Origin of the sequence: Pseudacidovorax sp. 1753 (assembly GCF_040544975.1) — a bacterium.
In the GTDB taxonomy this organism is placed as follows: Bacteria; Pseudomonadota; Gammaproteobacteria; order Burkholderiales; family Burkholderiaceae_C; genus Xenophilus.
Map to the genome: position 1 here is coordinate 205,579 of NZ_JBEPKY010000009.1, position 14,473 is coordinate 220,051.

Consider the following 14,473-nt stretch of genomic DNA (forward strand, 5'->3'; position numbering starts at 1 on the left):
CCCATGCAAACACCACCCGCTCCCGCTGCGTCCCTGGAGAACGACGATGACGAAATCCACCTGGCCGAGTATTTCGACATCCTGGTCGACAACAAATGGCTGGTGGCCGGCATCACGGCACTGGCACTGATCGTCGGCGCCGCCTACGCGCTGCTGGCCACGCCGATCTATCGCTCGAACCTGCTGATCCAGGTCGAGGATGCGGCGCCGGACGCCAAGAACTTCCTGGGCGATGTCTCCAGCCTGTTCGAAGTCAAGACGCCCGCCACTGGCGAAATCCAGGTGCTGGGCTCGCGACTCGTCGTGGGGGGCGCCGTGGACGCCACCCGGTACTACATCGACGCCAAGCCGGCCTACATCCCGCTGATCGGTGAATGGCTGGCGCGACGCGCCGACTCCCTCTCGACGCCGACATCCTTGCCTGGCTTGCCAGGACGTGTTTCCGGCACCGAAAAAATCGAGGTGAGCCGCTTCAACATTCCTGGCAGCCTGGAAGATCAGAAGCCGTTCATCGTCACGGCACTGGGTGGAGGCCGGTTCCAGGTCGAGCATCCGGAACTGGAGGCAAGCTTGGAGGGCCGCGTCGGCGAGCCTCTCAAGACCCAGACCCCGGATGGCAACTTCGACATCCTGATCGACAGGCTGGACGGACAACCGGGTGCCAAGTTCTTCGTCAGCAGAAGCTCCTGGCTGCTCACCATCGAAGACCTGCAAAAGAAGTTGCAGATCAGTGAGCAGGGCCGCCAATCGAACGTGATCAGCGTGGAACTGGAGGGTAGCGATCGCGCCCGGCTGATCGCCATCCTGAACGCGCTCGGCACCAAGTATGTCGATCAGAACCGTGAGCGGAAGGCGGCCGAGGCCGAACGGACGCTCAACTTCCTGGATGAGCAACTGCCCGAGTTCAAGCGCCAGCTCGAACGCTCGGAAGAGGCCTATACGCGCTTCAGGAATCAGAACGGAACGGTGGCCTTCGATGACGAAGCGAAGGCTGCGCTGACGCAGATCGTCGACCTCCAGAGCAAGTTGCTGGAAGCGCAGCAAAAGCGCCGTGAGCTCATCGCCCTCTTCACGCCCAACCATCCGCGGGTCCAGACCATCGACCAGCAGATCAATCTGGTCCAGAGGGATATCGATGGCATCAATGCACGCGTGAGGCGCATGCCCACCATCCAGCAGGACGCCTTCCGCTACGAGCGCGACGTGCGCGTCAACAGCGAGCTGTACCAGTCACTGCTGACCAACTCGCTGCAGCTTCGCCTGGTCAAGGAAGGCAAGACCGGCAACGTGCGCCTGCTCGATTCCGCGGTGTCGCCGCGCCTGCCCGTGAAGCCGCAGAAGGCCCTTGTGGTGGCGCTGGCTGCCGTTCTGGGCCTGCTTGCCGGCGTCGCGGTCGCCTTCGTGCGCAGCATGTTCTTCAGCGGCATCCGCAATCCCCAGGAAATCGAGAGCCACACCGGCATGAGTGTGATGTCGGTCATCCCGTACACGCAGGAGCAAGGGGTGCTGGAAGTGCGCATGGAGTCCGGCCAGAAGGGCGTACATGTGCTGACCGTCACCAACCCCGAGAGCACGACGGTGGAAAGCGTGCGCAGCCTGCGTATCGCGCTGCAGTTCGCCATGCTCGAAGGCGCCAACAACCGCGTGCTGATCACCGGTCCGACGCCTGGCATCGGCAAGAGCTTCGTCTCCGCCAACTTCGCGGCCATCATGGCGGCGGCGGGCAAGCGGGTGCTGCTGCTCGACGCCGACATGCGCAAGGGCTACATCAACAAGCAGTTCGGGCTCGCGCGCGAGGGCGGCCTGTCCGAACTGCTGGTGGGCGAGGTCACCACGGAGCAGGCGATCCATCGTGAGGTGGTGCCCAACCTGGACGTCCTGACCAGCGGCCGCTATCCGCCCAATCCCGCGGACATGCTGATGTCCGACACCTTCGCCCGCCTGCTGGACACGCTGTCGGCCCAATACGACTTGGTGGTGATGGATGCGCCGCCGGTGCTGGTGGCGGCCGATGCCGCCGCGGCAGGCACGCATTCGGCCGTGGTGCTGCTGGTGGCGCGTGCCGACCAGACGCAGATGGGCGAGCTCGTCGAAAGCGTCAAGCGCCTGCGCCAAGGCAACGTCACGCCGACGGGCGTGGTGTTCAACGCCATGGACATGACGCGCCGCCACTATGGCAGCTATGGCTACCGCTATGGCGGCTACCGCTACACCGAGTACAAGTACAAGCGCTGAGAGTCCTCTCCCTGCGGCCTCTCCCTTCGACGGGAGGCTGCGGTCCGGTTGATCGAGGCATGGCAAAAAAATGGCCGCCCAGTGGGCGGCCATTTTTTTGCGCAGTCACGGCCTGTCGGCCAGGCCGTCCCGGCCTTACCAGCCTCGGGCGCGGTCGACCACTTCCGAACCGTAATTCACAGCAGAGGCCGACGGCAGGATCAAGCTGATGACGCGGTTCCAGCGAACGAGCGGCACCGGATCGATGTACACCACGTCCTGGGGACGCAACGGGAACTGCGTGGCCAGGGCAAAGGCCGCGGGGTTCTTGGCGTCGAGCTGGAAGATCGCCGGCGAGCCCGTCTGTCCCTTGCGGATCACATAGATCTGCCCAGGATTGGAGGTCTCCAGCGACGGCCCACCCGCTTCGCCCAGCGCCTCGTTGAGGGTCAGGCGACCGGATCCGCGCAAAGCGAGCGCGGTGGGCCGCAGTACCTCGCCCATCACGTAGATCTTGGTGTCTTCGCGCGTGCCGACGGTAATGGTGTCGCTGCTGCGCAGCGGGATGTCGTTGAGGTCATGGCCGGCTTCGCGCAGTGCCGTCAGGTCGATGCGCACGGACCGCCCACCGCGCATCAGCATGATCGAGGAACGGTCCCCCGCATCCGTGATGCCCCCGGCCCGATTGATGGCCTCGGCCAAAGTCATGGGCACGTCGGTGAATATCTGCATCCCAGGCGTCCGCACCTGTCCTTCCACATAGGCCCGGCGGCTGCGGAAGGACTGGATGCGCACCGAAACCTGCGGGCTCTGGATGGTGCGCTCCAGGCGGCGTGCGATCAGGTCCGATGCCTCGGCCTCGGTCAGCCCTTCAAGCTTGACGCGGCCCACGTAGGGGAAATAGATCTCGCCATTGCCCCCGACGATGAAGCCGGGCGCCACGCTGACGCCCGTCGGATCGGTTTGTTGCGAAATCACGGCGCCCGCGTTGGGCAGCAACTCGGGGTGGTCGTACACGATGACGCCGACCACGTCGCCGGGCCCGATGGAATAGGGCTCCGGTTTGCCGAACAGGGCCTGCACTTCAGGCGGAACACCACGCGGCGCAACTTCCTGCAATGTGCGCACCAGCGCCTGAGTGATGGGAGTGATGCGCCCTTCGGGTGCCTCATCCGGCACATATTGAAACTTAGGTGGTAATTCGGCCTGATCCGAATAAGGAGCGACAGGCCCCATGCCGGGAACCACGGTGCAACCCTGTAGAAGCGCTGCAGTCGCCAACGCCGTCCACGCCGGCAAATTCACTGGGAGTTTCAAATCAAATACCTGTCAGATCGTGGATCACGCACTGCTGCAGCAACGGCCCTGCGCGCAGCGGTGGCCAAAAAAAGTCAACGCTATGTTGATGATATTCGGCTTTGGATGCGGCTCCGTATAAGTCTGTCAGGTACGCACCACTATGCCGCGTTTAGCCATGTGGGCCTTGGCTTCGCCCACCGTGTGCTGGCCGTAATGGAAGATGCTGGCGGCCAGCACGGCGTCTGCACCGCCCTGCTGCACGCCGTCGGCCAAATCGGCCAGCGAGCCGACGCCGCCCGAGGCGATCACCGGCACGCTCACCGCATCGCTCACGGCACGGGTGAGTGCAAGATCGAAGCCACTTCGGGTGCCGTCGCGGTCCATGCTGGTCAGCAGGATCTCGCCGGCGCCGCGGCGTGCCATCTCGCTGGCCCACTGGACGGCATCCAGGCCGGTGTTCTTGCGGCCCCCGTGGCTGTAGACGTCCCAGCCTTCGCCCCGCGTCGCCGCTTCCTCGGGCGTGCGCCGCTTGGCGTCGATGGCCACCACGATGCACTGGGCGCCGTACTTGGACGAGGCGTCCTCGATCACCTGCGGATTGGCGATCGCGGCGGAGTTGAAGCTGGTCTTGTCGGCGCCGGCATTGAGCAACCGGCGTACGTCTTCCACCGTGCGCACGCCGCCGCCCACGGTGAGCGGGATGAAGACCTGCGAGGCCACGGCCTCGATGATCGGCAGGATCAGGTCGCGGTCGTCGCTGGTGGCCGTGATGTCCAGGAAGGTCAGTTCGTCCGCGCCCTGGGCGTTGTAGCGGGCAGCGATCTCCACCGGATCGCCCGCGTCGCGCAGTTCCAGGAAGTTGACGCCCTTGACCACCCGCCCCCCGGTGACGTCGAGGCAGGGAATGATGCGTTTGGCAAGCATGGCAGGATCAGGAAGTCGAGGAGGAGGAGGAGGAGGAAGGCCTGGCATCGAGTTGCTGCCACAGGTGCACTTCGCTGCCCGGCGCCAGTTCGACGGGGGTGTCGATGGCCGCAGCCTCGACGCAGAGCATGCGGCGCCAACCATCGGCCGGCATGTCGGCCAGGCGCGCGCACAGCGCGGGGCCGGGATTCCACACCACCGTCTCCGGGCAGGTGGGCGCGGCGGTGATGCGCAGTTCGCCAGACGCCGCGCGAAGCACCAGAGGATGGGCGGGCGCGGCATAGACGCTGTCGAACTCCTCGCCGAAGCGCAGTACCTCGCGGCCTTCGGTCGAACGCTCGTCGCGCACCGCGTCCCAGCGAGCGGCGCCCTGCAGCCCCTGGAGTTGCACGTCCGCCAGGTCGTCCACCTGCAGGTAGCTGTGCAGCGCCGCAGTGAAGGGCCAGGGCGTCGTGCCCGTGTTGCGCACCTGCAGGTCGATGCGCAGTACATTCGCCTTGGGCACGTGCACGTTCAGGCGAAGCTGAAAGTGCTCCGGCCAGACCGCCAGGGTTTCGTCGCTGGCCGTCAGGCCCAGGCTGACGGTGTCGGCAGCCGCGTCGGGGACCACCTGCCAGGGCAGGTTGCGCGCAAAGCCGTGCTTGACGAGCGGGCCGCGCTGGTTGAACTGGGGAAAGCAGACCGGGACGCCACCGCGGATGGCCGCGCGACCATCGAACACCGCCTTGGGGCTGAGGTAGAGCCGCTCCGTGCCGTCCGCGCTGCGCCAGGACAACACATGGCCGCCATGCAACGCCACCGTGACCTGGTCGCCCGTGGTGGCCGACAGTTCGACGGCCGGCTGGCCTTGGACGGTGATCTCGCGCAGGCTCATCCGAAAGTCCTCAAGCGGCCGGTGAAGGCAGGAAGGCGGAGCGCGGCGTCAGGCCGCATCGGCCAGTTCGTCGGCCCGGGCCTGTGCCTTGGCGAAGTCCAGGTCGCCCGAGTAGATGGCGCGACCGCAGATCACGCCTTCCACGCCCTCGCCTTCCACCGCGCACAGCTGCTCGATGTCGGCGATGTTGGACAGGCCGCCCGATGCGATCACCGGGATGGTCAGCGCCTGCGCGAGCTTCACGGTGGCGTCGATGTTGATGCCCGACAGCATGCCGTCGCGGCCGATGTCGGTGTAGATGATCGACTCGACGCCGTAATCCTCGAACTTCTTGCCCAGGTCCACCACCTCGTGGCCGGTGAGCTTGCTCCAGCCATCGGTGGCCACCTTGCCGTCCTTGGCGTCCAGGCCCACGATGATGTGGCCGCCGAAGGCCACGCAGGCATCCTTGAGGAAGCCGGGATTCTTCACCGCCGCCGTGCCGATGATCACGTAGCGCAGGCCGTCGTCGATGTAGCGCTCGATGGTGTCCAGGTCGCGGATGCCGCCGCCCAGTTGCACCGGAATGTCGTCGCCCACCTCGCGCAGGATTGCCTTGATGGCCGCATGGTTCTGCGGCTTGCCGGCGAAGGCGCCGTTCAGGTCCACCAGGTGCAGGCGGCGGGCGCCCGCCTCCACCCACTTGCGCGCCATGGCCGCGGGGTCTTCGCTGAAGACGGTCGATTGGTCCATGTCGCCCTGCTTGAGCCGAACGCAATGGCCGTCCTTGAGATCGATGGCGGGAATGAGGAGCATGATGAGGCGCTGGGGAGTGCCGGGAACGAAAGAGGAGTAGGCGAAAAGAATCTGTTCCGAGCCGGCCGCCGTAGGCTGATGCGGGGCACGCGGGCACCCACCGCAACCGCGGTGATCGGCTTGGCCGATTCAGGGAGTCCAGTGGAGGAAGTTCCGGTAGAGCTGCAAACCGTGGTCGGCGCTCTTTTCCGGGTGAAATTGGGTCGCAAAAATGTTATCGCGGGCCACCGCCGCGGTAAAGCGGCCACCATAGTCGGCCTCGCCCACGCTGTGCGCCGCGTCCTGCGGGCGCGCGTAGAAGCTGTGGACGAAATAGAACCACGCCCCCTCGGGAATCCCCTGCCACATGGCATGCGGGCGCGCCTGCGAGACCTGGTTCCAGCCCATCTGCGGCACCTTGAAGTGGCTGCCGTCGGGTTGCAGGCGACCGGCCAGCTGGAAGCGCAACACCTCACCGGGGATCAGGTCCAGGCCCTCGCTGGGGCCTTCCTCGCTGCGGCCCAGCAACATCTGCATGCCGACGCACACACCGAACAGCGGCTTGCTTGCGGCCGCTTCGAGCACCGAGGCCAGCAGGCCGGACTCGCGCAGCTCGCGCATGCAGTCGGGCATGGCGCCCTGGCCGGGCAGAACCACGCGGGTGGCCGCGCGCACGACCTCGGGGTCGGCCGTCACGTGCACCTCCACGCCCGCGGCGTCTGCCGCATGGCGCACGGCCTGGGACACGGACCAGAGGTTGCCCATGCCGTAGTCCACCACGGCGACGCTGTTCTTCATCGGAGTCATTCGGGTCGGAAAGGACCGGTCGGGCGGCGGTGCGCCGGGAGGTTTACAGGGAGCCCTTGGTGGAGGGAATCACGCCCGCCGAGCGGGGGTCGAGTTCGAGCGCGGCGCGCACGGCGCGGGCGAAGGCCTTGAAGATCGTCTCGCACTGGTGGTGCGCATTGACGCCCTTGAGGTTGTCGATGTGCAGCGTCACGCCCGCGTGGTTGACGAAGCCCTGGAAGAACTCGAAGGTCAGCTGGGTGTCGAAGCCGCCGATCATGCCGCTGGTGAAGCGCACATCCATGTGCAGGCCCGGGCGGCCGGAGAAGTCGACCACCACGCGCGACAGCGCCTCGTCGAGCGGCACATAGGCATGGCCGTAGCGGCGGATGCCCTTCTTGTCGCCCACCGCGCGGGCGACCGCCTGGCCCAGGGTGATGCCGACGTCTTCGACCGTGTGATGGCCGTCGATGTGCAGGTCGCCCTCGCAATGCACGTCCAGGTCGATCAGGCCGTGGCGGGCGATCTGGTCGAGCATGTGGTCGAAGAAGCCGATGCCGGTGGCCAGTTGGGCCTTGCCGCTGCCGTCGAGGTCGACGCGCACGCGGATCTTCGTCTCGGCCGTGTTGCGGGCGACCTCGGCGATACGCGCCGGGGGCGTGGAGCCGCCGGCGGCGGCAACGATGGCGTCGGGAGCCGTGGGGGTGTTCATAGGGAGGCTTGGAGGGCCGCCAGCATGCGCGCGTTGTCGTCGGGGGTTCCGACCGTCAGGCGCAGGCAGTTCGCCAGCAGCGGGTGCATTCTAGAAACGTTCTTGATGAGGACCCCACGCGCCTTCATGCCGGCAAAGGCGGCATCGGCATCGGGCACGCGCAGCAGGACCATATTGGCCTCGCTGGGCCACACCTTCACGCCCGGCAGCGCCTTCAGCGCCTCCACCAGCCGGCTGCGCTCATCACGGATCGCGCGGGCCTGCGCTTCGAACACCTCGGCATGCGCCAGCGCGAAAAGCGCGCATTCGGCATTGAGCACGCTGATGTTGTAGGGCGGGCGCACCTTGTCGATCTCGGCCGCCAGCGCCTCGGGCGCCAGCAGGTAGCCCAGGCGCACGCCCGCCAGGCCGAACTTGCTGAGCGTGCGCATCAGCACGACATGGCCGTGCGCGGACGGGTCGCGTCGGATCTCGTCCAGCCAGCTGTGGGCGGCGAAGGGCTGGTAGGCCTCGTCGATCACGACCAGGCCGCCCTGCTCGCCCTGGGCAGCGATCAGCCGGCGCATGACGGCGGCGTCGAACAGGTTGGCGGTCGGGTTGTTGGGGTAGGCCAGGTACAACAGCGCCGGCTTGTGCTCGGCGATGGCGGCCAGCATGGCGGCCTCGTCGAGCTGGAAATCGGCATCCAGCGGCACGCCGACGAAGCGCAGCCCCTGGAGCTGCGCGCTCAGCGCATACATCACGAAGCCGGGCAGCGGCGCCAGGATGGTGGCGCCCGGCCGGTCGCACGCGATGGCCAGCAGCGAGATCAGCTCGTCCGAGCCGTTGCCCAGCACCAGCGACTGGCCAGCCGGCAGGTCCACATGGGCCGCGATCGCCGTCTTGAGCCGCTGGGCCTCGTCACCGGGATAGCGGTTGACGGCCAGCGCGCCCAGGCGGGCACCCAGCTCGGCCTGCAACTCGGGCGGCAGGCCGTAGGGGTTCTCCATCGCGTCGAGCTTGAGCAGGCCTTCGGCGGACTGCACGACGTAGGCATGCATGTCGCGCACGTCGGGGCGGATGCGTTCGAGGGCGCGGCGGGTCAGGTCAGAAGTCGAGGAGTTGGTCATGACGGTAGGACGTTCGGACGCGGACGATCGGCCGCTCACGGGCTGCAGCGGTAGGCGCTCTGCAGGGCCGCCGACAGCACCAGCTGCACCGGCATGTCGGCCTCGTAGAGTTGGGCATTGCGCGCCAGCTCGCCCTGGAACAGGGATCGCGCCATCGAGGGCTCCAGCCGGCGGCCCGCCACGCAGAAGGGCGGCTTCTGGCCACTGCGCTGCGTCGCCTCGGCCGATTCGCGAAGGCCCTCGACCACGCCGACCAGGTAATAGCTGGCGTAGTTGGGACCTTCCTTGCCGGCGGCCTCCAGCGTGCGGAACTCGCGCAGGCTCATGGCGGGGGCCGCTGCGGCGACGCCCAGCAGCGCCAGCGCCAGCAGCGCCTGGCGCGCGGCGTTCACGGCCGCCCTTCCAGCCGCAGTTCGGCCGCGCGGGCATGCGCCTGCAGGCCCTCGCCATAGGCCAGCTCGGCGGCAATGGGACCGAGCGCGCGCGCGCCGGCCTCGCTCACCTCGATCAGGCTGCTGCGCTTCTGGAAGTCGTACACGCCCAGCGGCGAGGAGAAGCGCGCCGTGCCCGAGGTGGGCAGCACATGGTTGGGCCCCGCGCAGTAGTCGCCCAGGCTTTCGCTGGTGAAGGCACCCAGGAAGATCGCACCGGCGTGCTTCAGCAGCGGCTCCCAGCGCTGCGGCTCGAGGCTGGAAACCTCCAGGTGCTCGGGCGCGATGCGATTGCTGATGGCGCAGGCCTCTTCCATGTCGCGCGTGTGGATCAGCGCGCCGCGGCCGTTGAGGCTGGCCGCGATGATCTCGCGCCGCGGCATGGTGGGCAGCAGGCGGTCGATCTCGCGCTGCACGGCGTCGATGTAGGCCGCGTCGGGGCACAGCAGGATGCTCTGGGCAAGCTCGTCGTGCTCGGCCTGGCTGAACAGGTCCATGGCCACCCAGTCGGGCGGCGTGCTGCCGTCGGCCAGCACCAGGATTTCGCTGGGGCCCGCGATCATGTCGATGCCCACGGTGCCGAACACGCGGCGCTTGGCGGCCGCCACGTAGGCATTGCCCGGGCCGGTGATCTTGTCCACGGCCGGCACCGTCGCCGTGCCGTAGGCCAGCGCGGCCACGGCCTGTGCGCCGCCGATGGTGAAGGCGCGTGTGACGCCAGCCACATGGGCGGCAGCGAGCACCAGCGGGTTTTTCTCGCCGCGCGGGGTGGGCACCACCATCACGATTTCGCCGACGCCGGCGACCTGGGCCGGAATCGCGTTCATCAGCACGCTCGACGGATAGGCCGCCTTGCCGCCCGGCACATAGATGCCCACGCGGTCGAGCGGCGTGACCTTCTGGCCCAGCAGCGTGCCGTCCTCGTCGCGGTAGCTCCAGCTTTCGCCGCTGGCCTTCTTCTGGGCCTCGTGGTAGCTGCGCACACGGCGGGCGGCGGCTTCGAGGGCGTTGCGCTGGGCATCCGGCAGCGCGTCGAAGGCGGCCTTCAGCTCGGCCGGATCCAGAGCCAGCGCCGCCAGCGAATCCGCTTCGAGGCCATCGAAGCGGCGGGTGTAGTCCAGCACTGCCGCGTCGCCGCGCTGCTGCACGTCGGCCAGGATGTCCGCCACGCGCTGCTCGATGGCTGCATCGGTGTCCGCCGCCCAATGCAGACGCGCCTTGAACGCGGCCTCGAAATCGGGCGCGGAGGTGGCGAGACGCAATGGAGTGGCTTGCAGGGTCATGGCAGCGGCGGGGTGGGAGAAGAATCGGTCAGTTCTGCGGAAGGGCCGACGCGAAAGCGTCGATGATGCGGCGGATGGGCTCGCGCTTGAGCTTGAGCGCGGCCTGGTTGACGACCAGGCGGGCACTGATGTCCATGATGCGCTCGACCTCCACCAAGTGGTTGGCGCGCAGGGTGTTGCCGGTGGAGACCAGGTCGACGATGGCATCGGCCAGGCCGGTGAGCGGCGCCAGTTCCATGCTGCCGTAGAGCTTGATCAGGTCCACGTGCACGCCCTTGCGGGCGAAGAACTCGCGGGCCAGGCCCACGTACTTGGTGGCCACGGCCAAGCGCGCGCCCTGGCGCACCGCGTGGGCATAGTCGTAGTCGGCGCGCACGGCCACGCTCAGGCGGCACCGGGCGATGCGCAGGTCCAGCGGCTGGTACAGGCCTTCGCTGCCATGCTCCAGCAGCACGTCCAGGCCCGTCACGCCCAGGTCGGCGCCGCCGTACTGCACGTAGGTCGGCACGTCCGATGCGCGCACCAGCACCACGCGAACATCGGGGCGGGTCGTGGGCAGGATCAGCTTGCGCGACTTCTCGGGGTCCTCGGTCACCTCGATGCCGGCGGCGGCCAGCAGCGGCAGGGTCTCTTCGAAGATGCGTCCCTTGGACAAGGCGAGCGTGATCACGCGGCGGCTCCGGTGGAAATGCGTTCGATGTCGGCGCCCAGGCTGCCGAGCTTGCGTTCGATGCGGTCGTAGCCGCGGTCCAGGTGGTAGATGCGGTCGACCAGCGTCTCGCCCTCGGCCACCAGGCCGGCGATGACCAGGCAGGCGGACGCGCGCAGGTCGGTGGCCATCACCGAGGCGCCCGACAGGCGGGGCACGCCTTCAATGACGGCCGTGCGGCCATCGGTCTGGATGCGCGCGCCGAGCCGCAGCAGCTCGTTGACGTGCATCATCCGGTTCTCGAAGATGGTCTCGGTCACCGTCGACGCGCCTTCCGAGATGACGTTCAGCGCCATGAACTGCGCCTGCATGTCGGTCGGAAAGCCGGGGTACTCGGTCGTGCGGAAACTCTGGCCCTTGAGGCGACCCTGAGAACGGATGCGCAGTCCGCCCGCCTCCTCGGTGATCTGCGCACCGGCATCGCGCAGCTTCTCGACCACGGCATCCAGGTGATCGGCGCGGGCGCCGTGCAGCAGCACGTCGCCGCCAGTGGCCGCCACGGCGCACAGGAAAGTGCCGGCCTCGATGCGGTCCGCCACCGTCGCATGTTCGCAGCCGTGCAGGCGCTCCACGCCCTGGATGCGGATGCGGCTGGTGCCGTGGCCTTCGATCCTGGCGCCCATCCTGATGAGCATCTCGGCCAGGTCGGGAATCTCCGGCTCCTGGGCCGCGTTCTCCAACACCGTCTCGCCTTCGGCCAGCGTGGCGGCCATCAGCAGGTTCTCGGTGCCGGTCACGGTGACCATGTCGGTGGTGATGCGCGCGCCCCGCAGGCGCGTGAGGCCAGGCTGCAGCCGGGCCATCATGTAGCCGTGCTCGACATCGATCTCGGCGCCCATGGCCCGCAGGCCCTTGATGTGCTGGTCGACCGGCCGCGAGCCGATGCCGCAGCCGCCGGGCAGCGACACCTTCGCATGGCCGAAGCGCGCCACCAGCGGGCCCAGCGCCAGCACGGAGGCCCGCATGGTCTTGACCAGCTCGTAGGGCGCCTCGGGCTGCGTCAGGTCGGCGGCGTCGAGGCTCACCGTGCCGTTTTCATCGCGCTGCGCAGTCACGCCCATATGGCGGACCAGCTTGAGCATGGTGGAGACATCCTGCAGGCGCGGCACGTTGTGCACGACGACCGGGTCGGTGGTCAGCAACGCGGCGCACAACTGGGGCAGCGCCGCATTCTTGGCGCCGGAAATGGTGACTTCGCCGCCGAGCCTGCGCCCGCCGCGAATGAGGAGTTTGTCCATCAGGATTCCTTGGAACGGCGGCTGGGCCGTTCGGTCAACGGGCTCAGGCGCTCTGCTTGGCCCACTCGGCAGGCGTGTAGGTCTTCATCGACAGCGCATGCACTTCGTCGGTATGCATTTTCTCACCGAGGGTGGCATAGACCCGCTGATGGCGCTGGATGAGACGCTTGCCCTCGAATTCGGCCGAGACGATGGTGGCGAACCAGTGTCGGCCGTCGCCTTCCAGCGTGATGTGCTGGCAGGGCAGGCCGGCCTCGATCAGGGCCTGGAGTTCTTGGGCGGTCATGGTGGGGCGCGGGGCGGTCGTTGGATGCAGCAGCGGCCGAAAGGCAGTCGCGGCCTCGAAATGGCAGGCCTTCTTCAGCCTCGGATCTTGTAGCCGGTACGCAGCAGGTGCACCGCCACGGTACTCACCACGGCCAGCGCACCGGCCACGACGCCCAGGCTCAGCCAGGGCGACACGTCCGACATGCCGAAGAAGCCGTAGCGGAAGCCGTCGATCATGTAGAAGAAGGGGTTAAGGTGGCTCACCGCCTGCCAGAAGGGCGGCAGCGAGCCGATGGAATAGAACACGCCCGACAGGAAGGTCATGGGCATGATCAGGAAGTTCTGGAACACCGCCATCTGGTCGAACTTCTCGGCCCAGAGGCCGGCGATCAGGCCCAGCGTGCCGAGCAGGCCCGCGCCCAGCAGGGCGAAGAGCACGATCCACAGCGGCTGCGCGAAGGGCGGCACGGCGAAGAACATGGTGACCAGCAGCACGCCCGCGCCGACCACCAGGCCGCGCACCACCGACGAGCCCACATAGGCGAAGAACCAGCCCCAGTGCGACAACGGCGTCAGCAGCACGAACACCAGGTTGCCCATGATCTTGCTCTGGATGATGGACGAGGAGCTATTGGCGAAGGCGTTCTGCAGCACGCTCATCATCACCAGACCGGGGATCAGGAAGGCGGTGTAGCTGAAGCGGCCGTAGACCTGGACGTGGTCCTCCAGCACATGGCCGAAGACCATCAGGTAGAGCACCGAGGTCAGCACCGGCGCACCGACGGTCTGGCCGGCCACCTTCCAGAAGCGCAGCACTTCCTTGGCCAGCAGGGCGCGCCAGCCCATGGCGCGCGACAGCAGCATGTCTCTCATCGCGCCACCTCCAGCGGTGTCTGCTCGCCGGCCATCAGGTCGATGAAGACGTCCTCCAGGTCGGCCTTGCGCATTTCCACGTCCTCGACCGACACGCCGGCCTGTCGCAGGTTGGACAGCAGTTGTTCCACCTCCAGCGCGTTCTGCGCCGGCAGTTGGACGATGCGGCCGGTGATCCGGGCGTTGCGGGCCAGCTCCCAGGGCAGCTCGGCATCGGTCTTGAAGCGCAGCACGTTGCTGGCCGCCGCCTTGAGCAGTTCGCTGGTGCGGTCCAGCGCCACCACCCTGCCCTTCTTGAGCATGGCGATGCGGTTGCACAGCGCCTCGGCTTCCTCGAGGTAGTGGGTGGTCAGCAGCACGGTGCTGCCTTCGCGGTTGAGGCGGGCGACGAATTGCCACAGCGTCTGGCGCAGTTCCACGTCCACGCCGGCCGTGGGCTCGTCGAGCACGATCACCGGCGGCTTGTGCACCAGTGCCTGCGCCACCAGCACGCGGCGCTTCATGCCGCCCGAGAGCTGGCGCATGTTGGCATCGGCCTTGTCGGCCAGACCCAGGCTGGTGAGCAGCTCGTCGATCCAGTCGTCGTTGTTCGGGATGCCGAAATAGCCCGACTGCAGCCGCAGCGTCTCACGGACGTTGAAGAAGGGGTCGAAGACCAGCTCCTGCGGCACGATGCCCAACTGTCGGCGCGCATCGGCGAAGTGGCTCTGCACGTCGAAGCCATGCACGCTCACATGACCTGACGTGGGCCGCGACAGCCCGGCGAGGATGCTGATGAGGGTGGTCTTGCCCGCGCCGTTCGGGCCCAGGAGGCCGAAGAACTCGCCTTCCTCGATGTCGAAGCTGACATCCTCCAGCGCCCGCAGACCGGGATTGCCATGGGCCCGCTGTGCGCGGGACGGAGGATAGGTCTTGGAGACGGACTGGAAGGAGACGGCGGCCATAGGGGGTGGGGATTCTAGGTTGTTCCCCTTGGCCCC

At 67.5% G+C, this 14,473-nt stretch carries 15 protein-coding genes; 1 reads left to right on the plus strand and 14 read right to left on the minus strand.

Features of this window, described 5'->3' with window-relative positions; translation table 11 throughout:
• The first annotated feature begins 3 nt into the window (after window positions 1-3).
• Window positions 4-2,235, plus strand: coding sequence for a polysaccharide biosynthesis tyrosine autokinase (locus ABIC63_RS13410; protein ID WP_354320094.1), 2,232 nt, complete (start codon window positions 4-6; stop codon window positions 2,233-2,235).
• A 135-nt stretch (window positions 2,236-2,370) separates the two neighbouring features.
• Here the strand turns inward: ABIC63_RS13410 and ABIC63_RS13415 are convergent, their stop codons facing one another.
• The 14 genes from ABIC63_RS13415 to ABIC63_RS13480 all read right to left on the minus strand — a co-directional run bounded on the left by ABIC63_RS13415 (window position 2,371) and on the right by ABIC63_RS13480 (window position 14,437).
• Entirely contained in the window at window positions 2,371-3,462 is a 1,092-nt protein-coding gene (locus ABIC63_RS13415) for a polysaccharide biosynthesis/export family protein (protein WP_502935873.1), read from the minus strand.
• Between the two features lie 195 nt (window positions 3,463-3,657).
• On the minus strand, window positions 3,658-4,437 hold the full coding sequence (gene hisF / locus ABIC63_RS13420; RefSeq protein WP_114802299.1) for an imidazole glycerol phosphate synthase subunit HisF: 780 nt from the start codon (window positions 4,435-4,437) through the stop codon (window positions 3,658-3,660).
• A gap of 7 nt (window positions 4,438-4,444) precedes the next feature.
• Window positions 4,445-5,311 (minus strand): D-hexose-6-phosphate mutarotase, encoded by an 867-nt coding sequence (locus ABIC63_RS13425; protein WP_354320095.1) that lies wholly within the window; start codon window positions 5,309-5,311, stop codon window positions 4,445-4,447.
• A gap of 48 nt (window positions 5,312-5,359) precedes the next feature.
• Entirely contained in the window at window positions 5,360-6,106 is a 747-nt protein-coding gene (gene hisA / locus ABIC63_RS13430; protein WP_294370529.1) for a 1-(5-phosphoribosyl)-5-[(5-phosphoribosylamino)methylideneamino]imidazole-4-carboxamide isomerase, read from the minus strand.
• 129 nt (window positions 6,107-6,235) lie between these two features.
• The gene (hisH, locus tag ABIC63_RS13435) at window positions 6,236-6,892 is read right to left on the minus strand and encodes an imidazole glycerol phosphate synthase subunit HisH (protein WP_476346724.1); all 657 of its coding nucleotides are present in this window, start codon (window positions 6,890-6,892) and stop codon (window positions 6,236-6,238) included.
• A gap of 43 nt (window positions 6,893-6,935) precedes the next feature.
• Entirely contained in the window at window positions 6,936-7,583 is a 648-nt protein-coding gene (gene hisB, locus ABIC63_RS13440) for an imidazoleglycerol-phosphate dehydratase HisB (RefSeq protein WP_244917690.1), read from the minus strand.
• Window positions 7,580-8,692, minus strand: coding sequence for a histidinol-phosphate transaminase (gene hisC / locus ABIC63_RS13445; RefSeq protein WP_354320096.1), 1,113 nt, complete (start codon window positions 8,690-8,692; stop codon window positions 7,580-7,582). Before hisC ends, hisB begins: the two co-directional genes overlap by 4 nt.
• A 35-nt stretch (window positions 8,693-8,727) precedes the next feature.
• Complete coding sequence (locus ABIC63_RS13450; protein ID WP_354320097.1) at window positions 8,728-9,084, minus strand: hypothetical protein; 357 nt, start codon at window positions 9,082-9,084, stop codon at window positions 8,728-8,730.
• Window positions 9,081-10,406, minus strand: a complete 1,326-nt coding sequence (hisD, locus tag ABIC63_RS13455) for a histidinol dehydrogenase (protein ID WP_294370538.1) — start codon at window positions 10,404-10,406, stop codon at window positions 9,081-9,083. Before hisD ends, ABIC63_RS13450 begins: the two co-directional genes overlap by 4 nt.
• Window positions 10,407-10,434: 28 nt before the next feature.
• A complete protein-coding gene (gene hisG, locus ABIC63_RS13460; protein WP_017759882.1) occupies window positions 10,435-11,076 on the minus strand; it encodes an ATP phosphoribosyltransferase in 642 nt (213 codons plus the stop codon).
• Window positions 11,073-12,353, minus strand: coding sequence for a UDP-N-acetylglucosamine 1-carboxyvinyltransferase (murA, locus tag ABIC63_RS13465; RefSeq protein WP_354320098.1), 1,281 nt, complete (start codon window positions 12,351-12,353; stop codon window positions 11,073-11,075). The genes hisG and murA overlap by 4 nt, the downstream gene beginning before the upstream one ends.
• Before the next feature lie 43 nt (window positions 12,354-12,396).
• Window positions 12,397-12,639 (minus strand): BolA family protein, encoded by a 243-nt coding sequence (locus ABIC63_RS13470; protein ID WP_234194533.1) that lies wholly within the window; start codon window positions 12,637-12,639, stop codon window positions 12,397-12,399.
• 74 nt (window positions 12,640-12,713) lie between these two features.
• Window positions 12,714-13,484: an ABC transporter permease gene (locus tag ABIC63_RS13475; protein ID WP_294370765.1), complete on the minus strand. Its 771-nt coding sequence runs from the start codon at window positions 13,482-13,484 to the stop codon at window positions 12,714-12,716.
• A 5-nt stretch (window positions 13,485-13,489) separates the two neighbouring features.
• Window positions 13,490-14,437: an ABC transporter ATP-binding protein gene (locus ABIC63_RS13480; RefSeq protein WP_294370546.1), complete on the minus strand. Its 948-nt coding sequence runs from the start codon at window positions 14,435-14,437 to the stop codon at window positions 13,490-13,492.
• Window positions 14,438-14,473 lie beyond the last annotated feature (36 nt).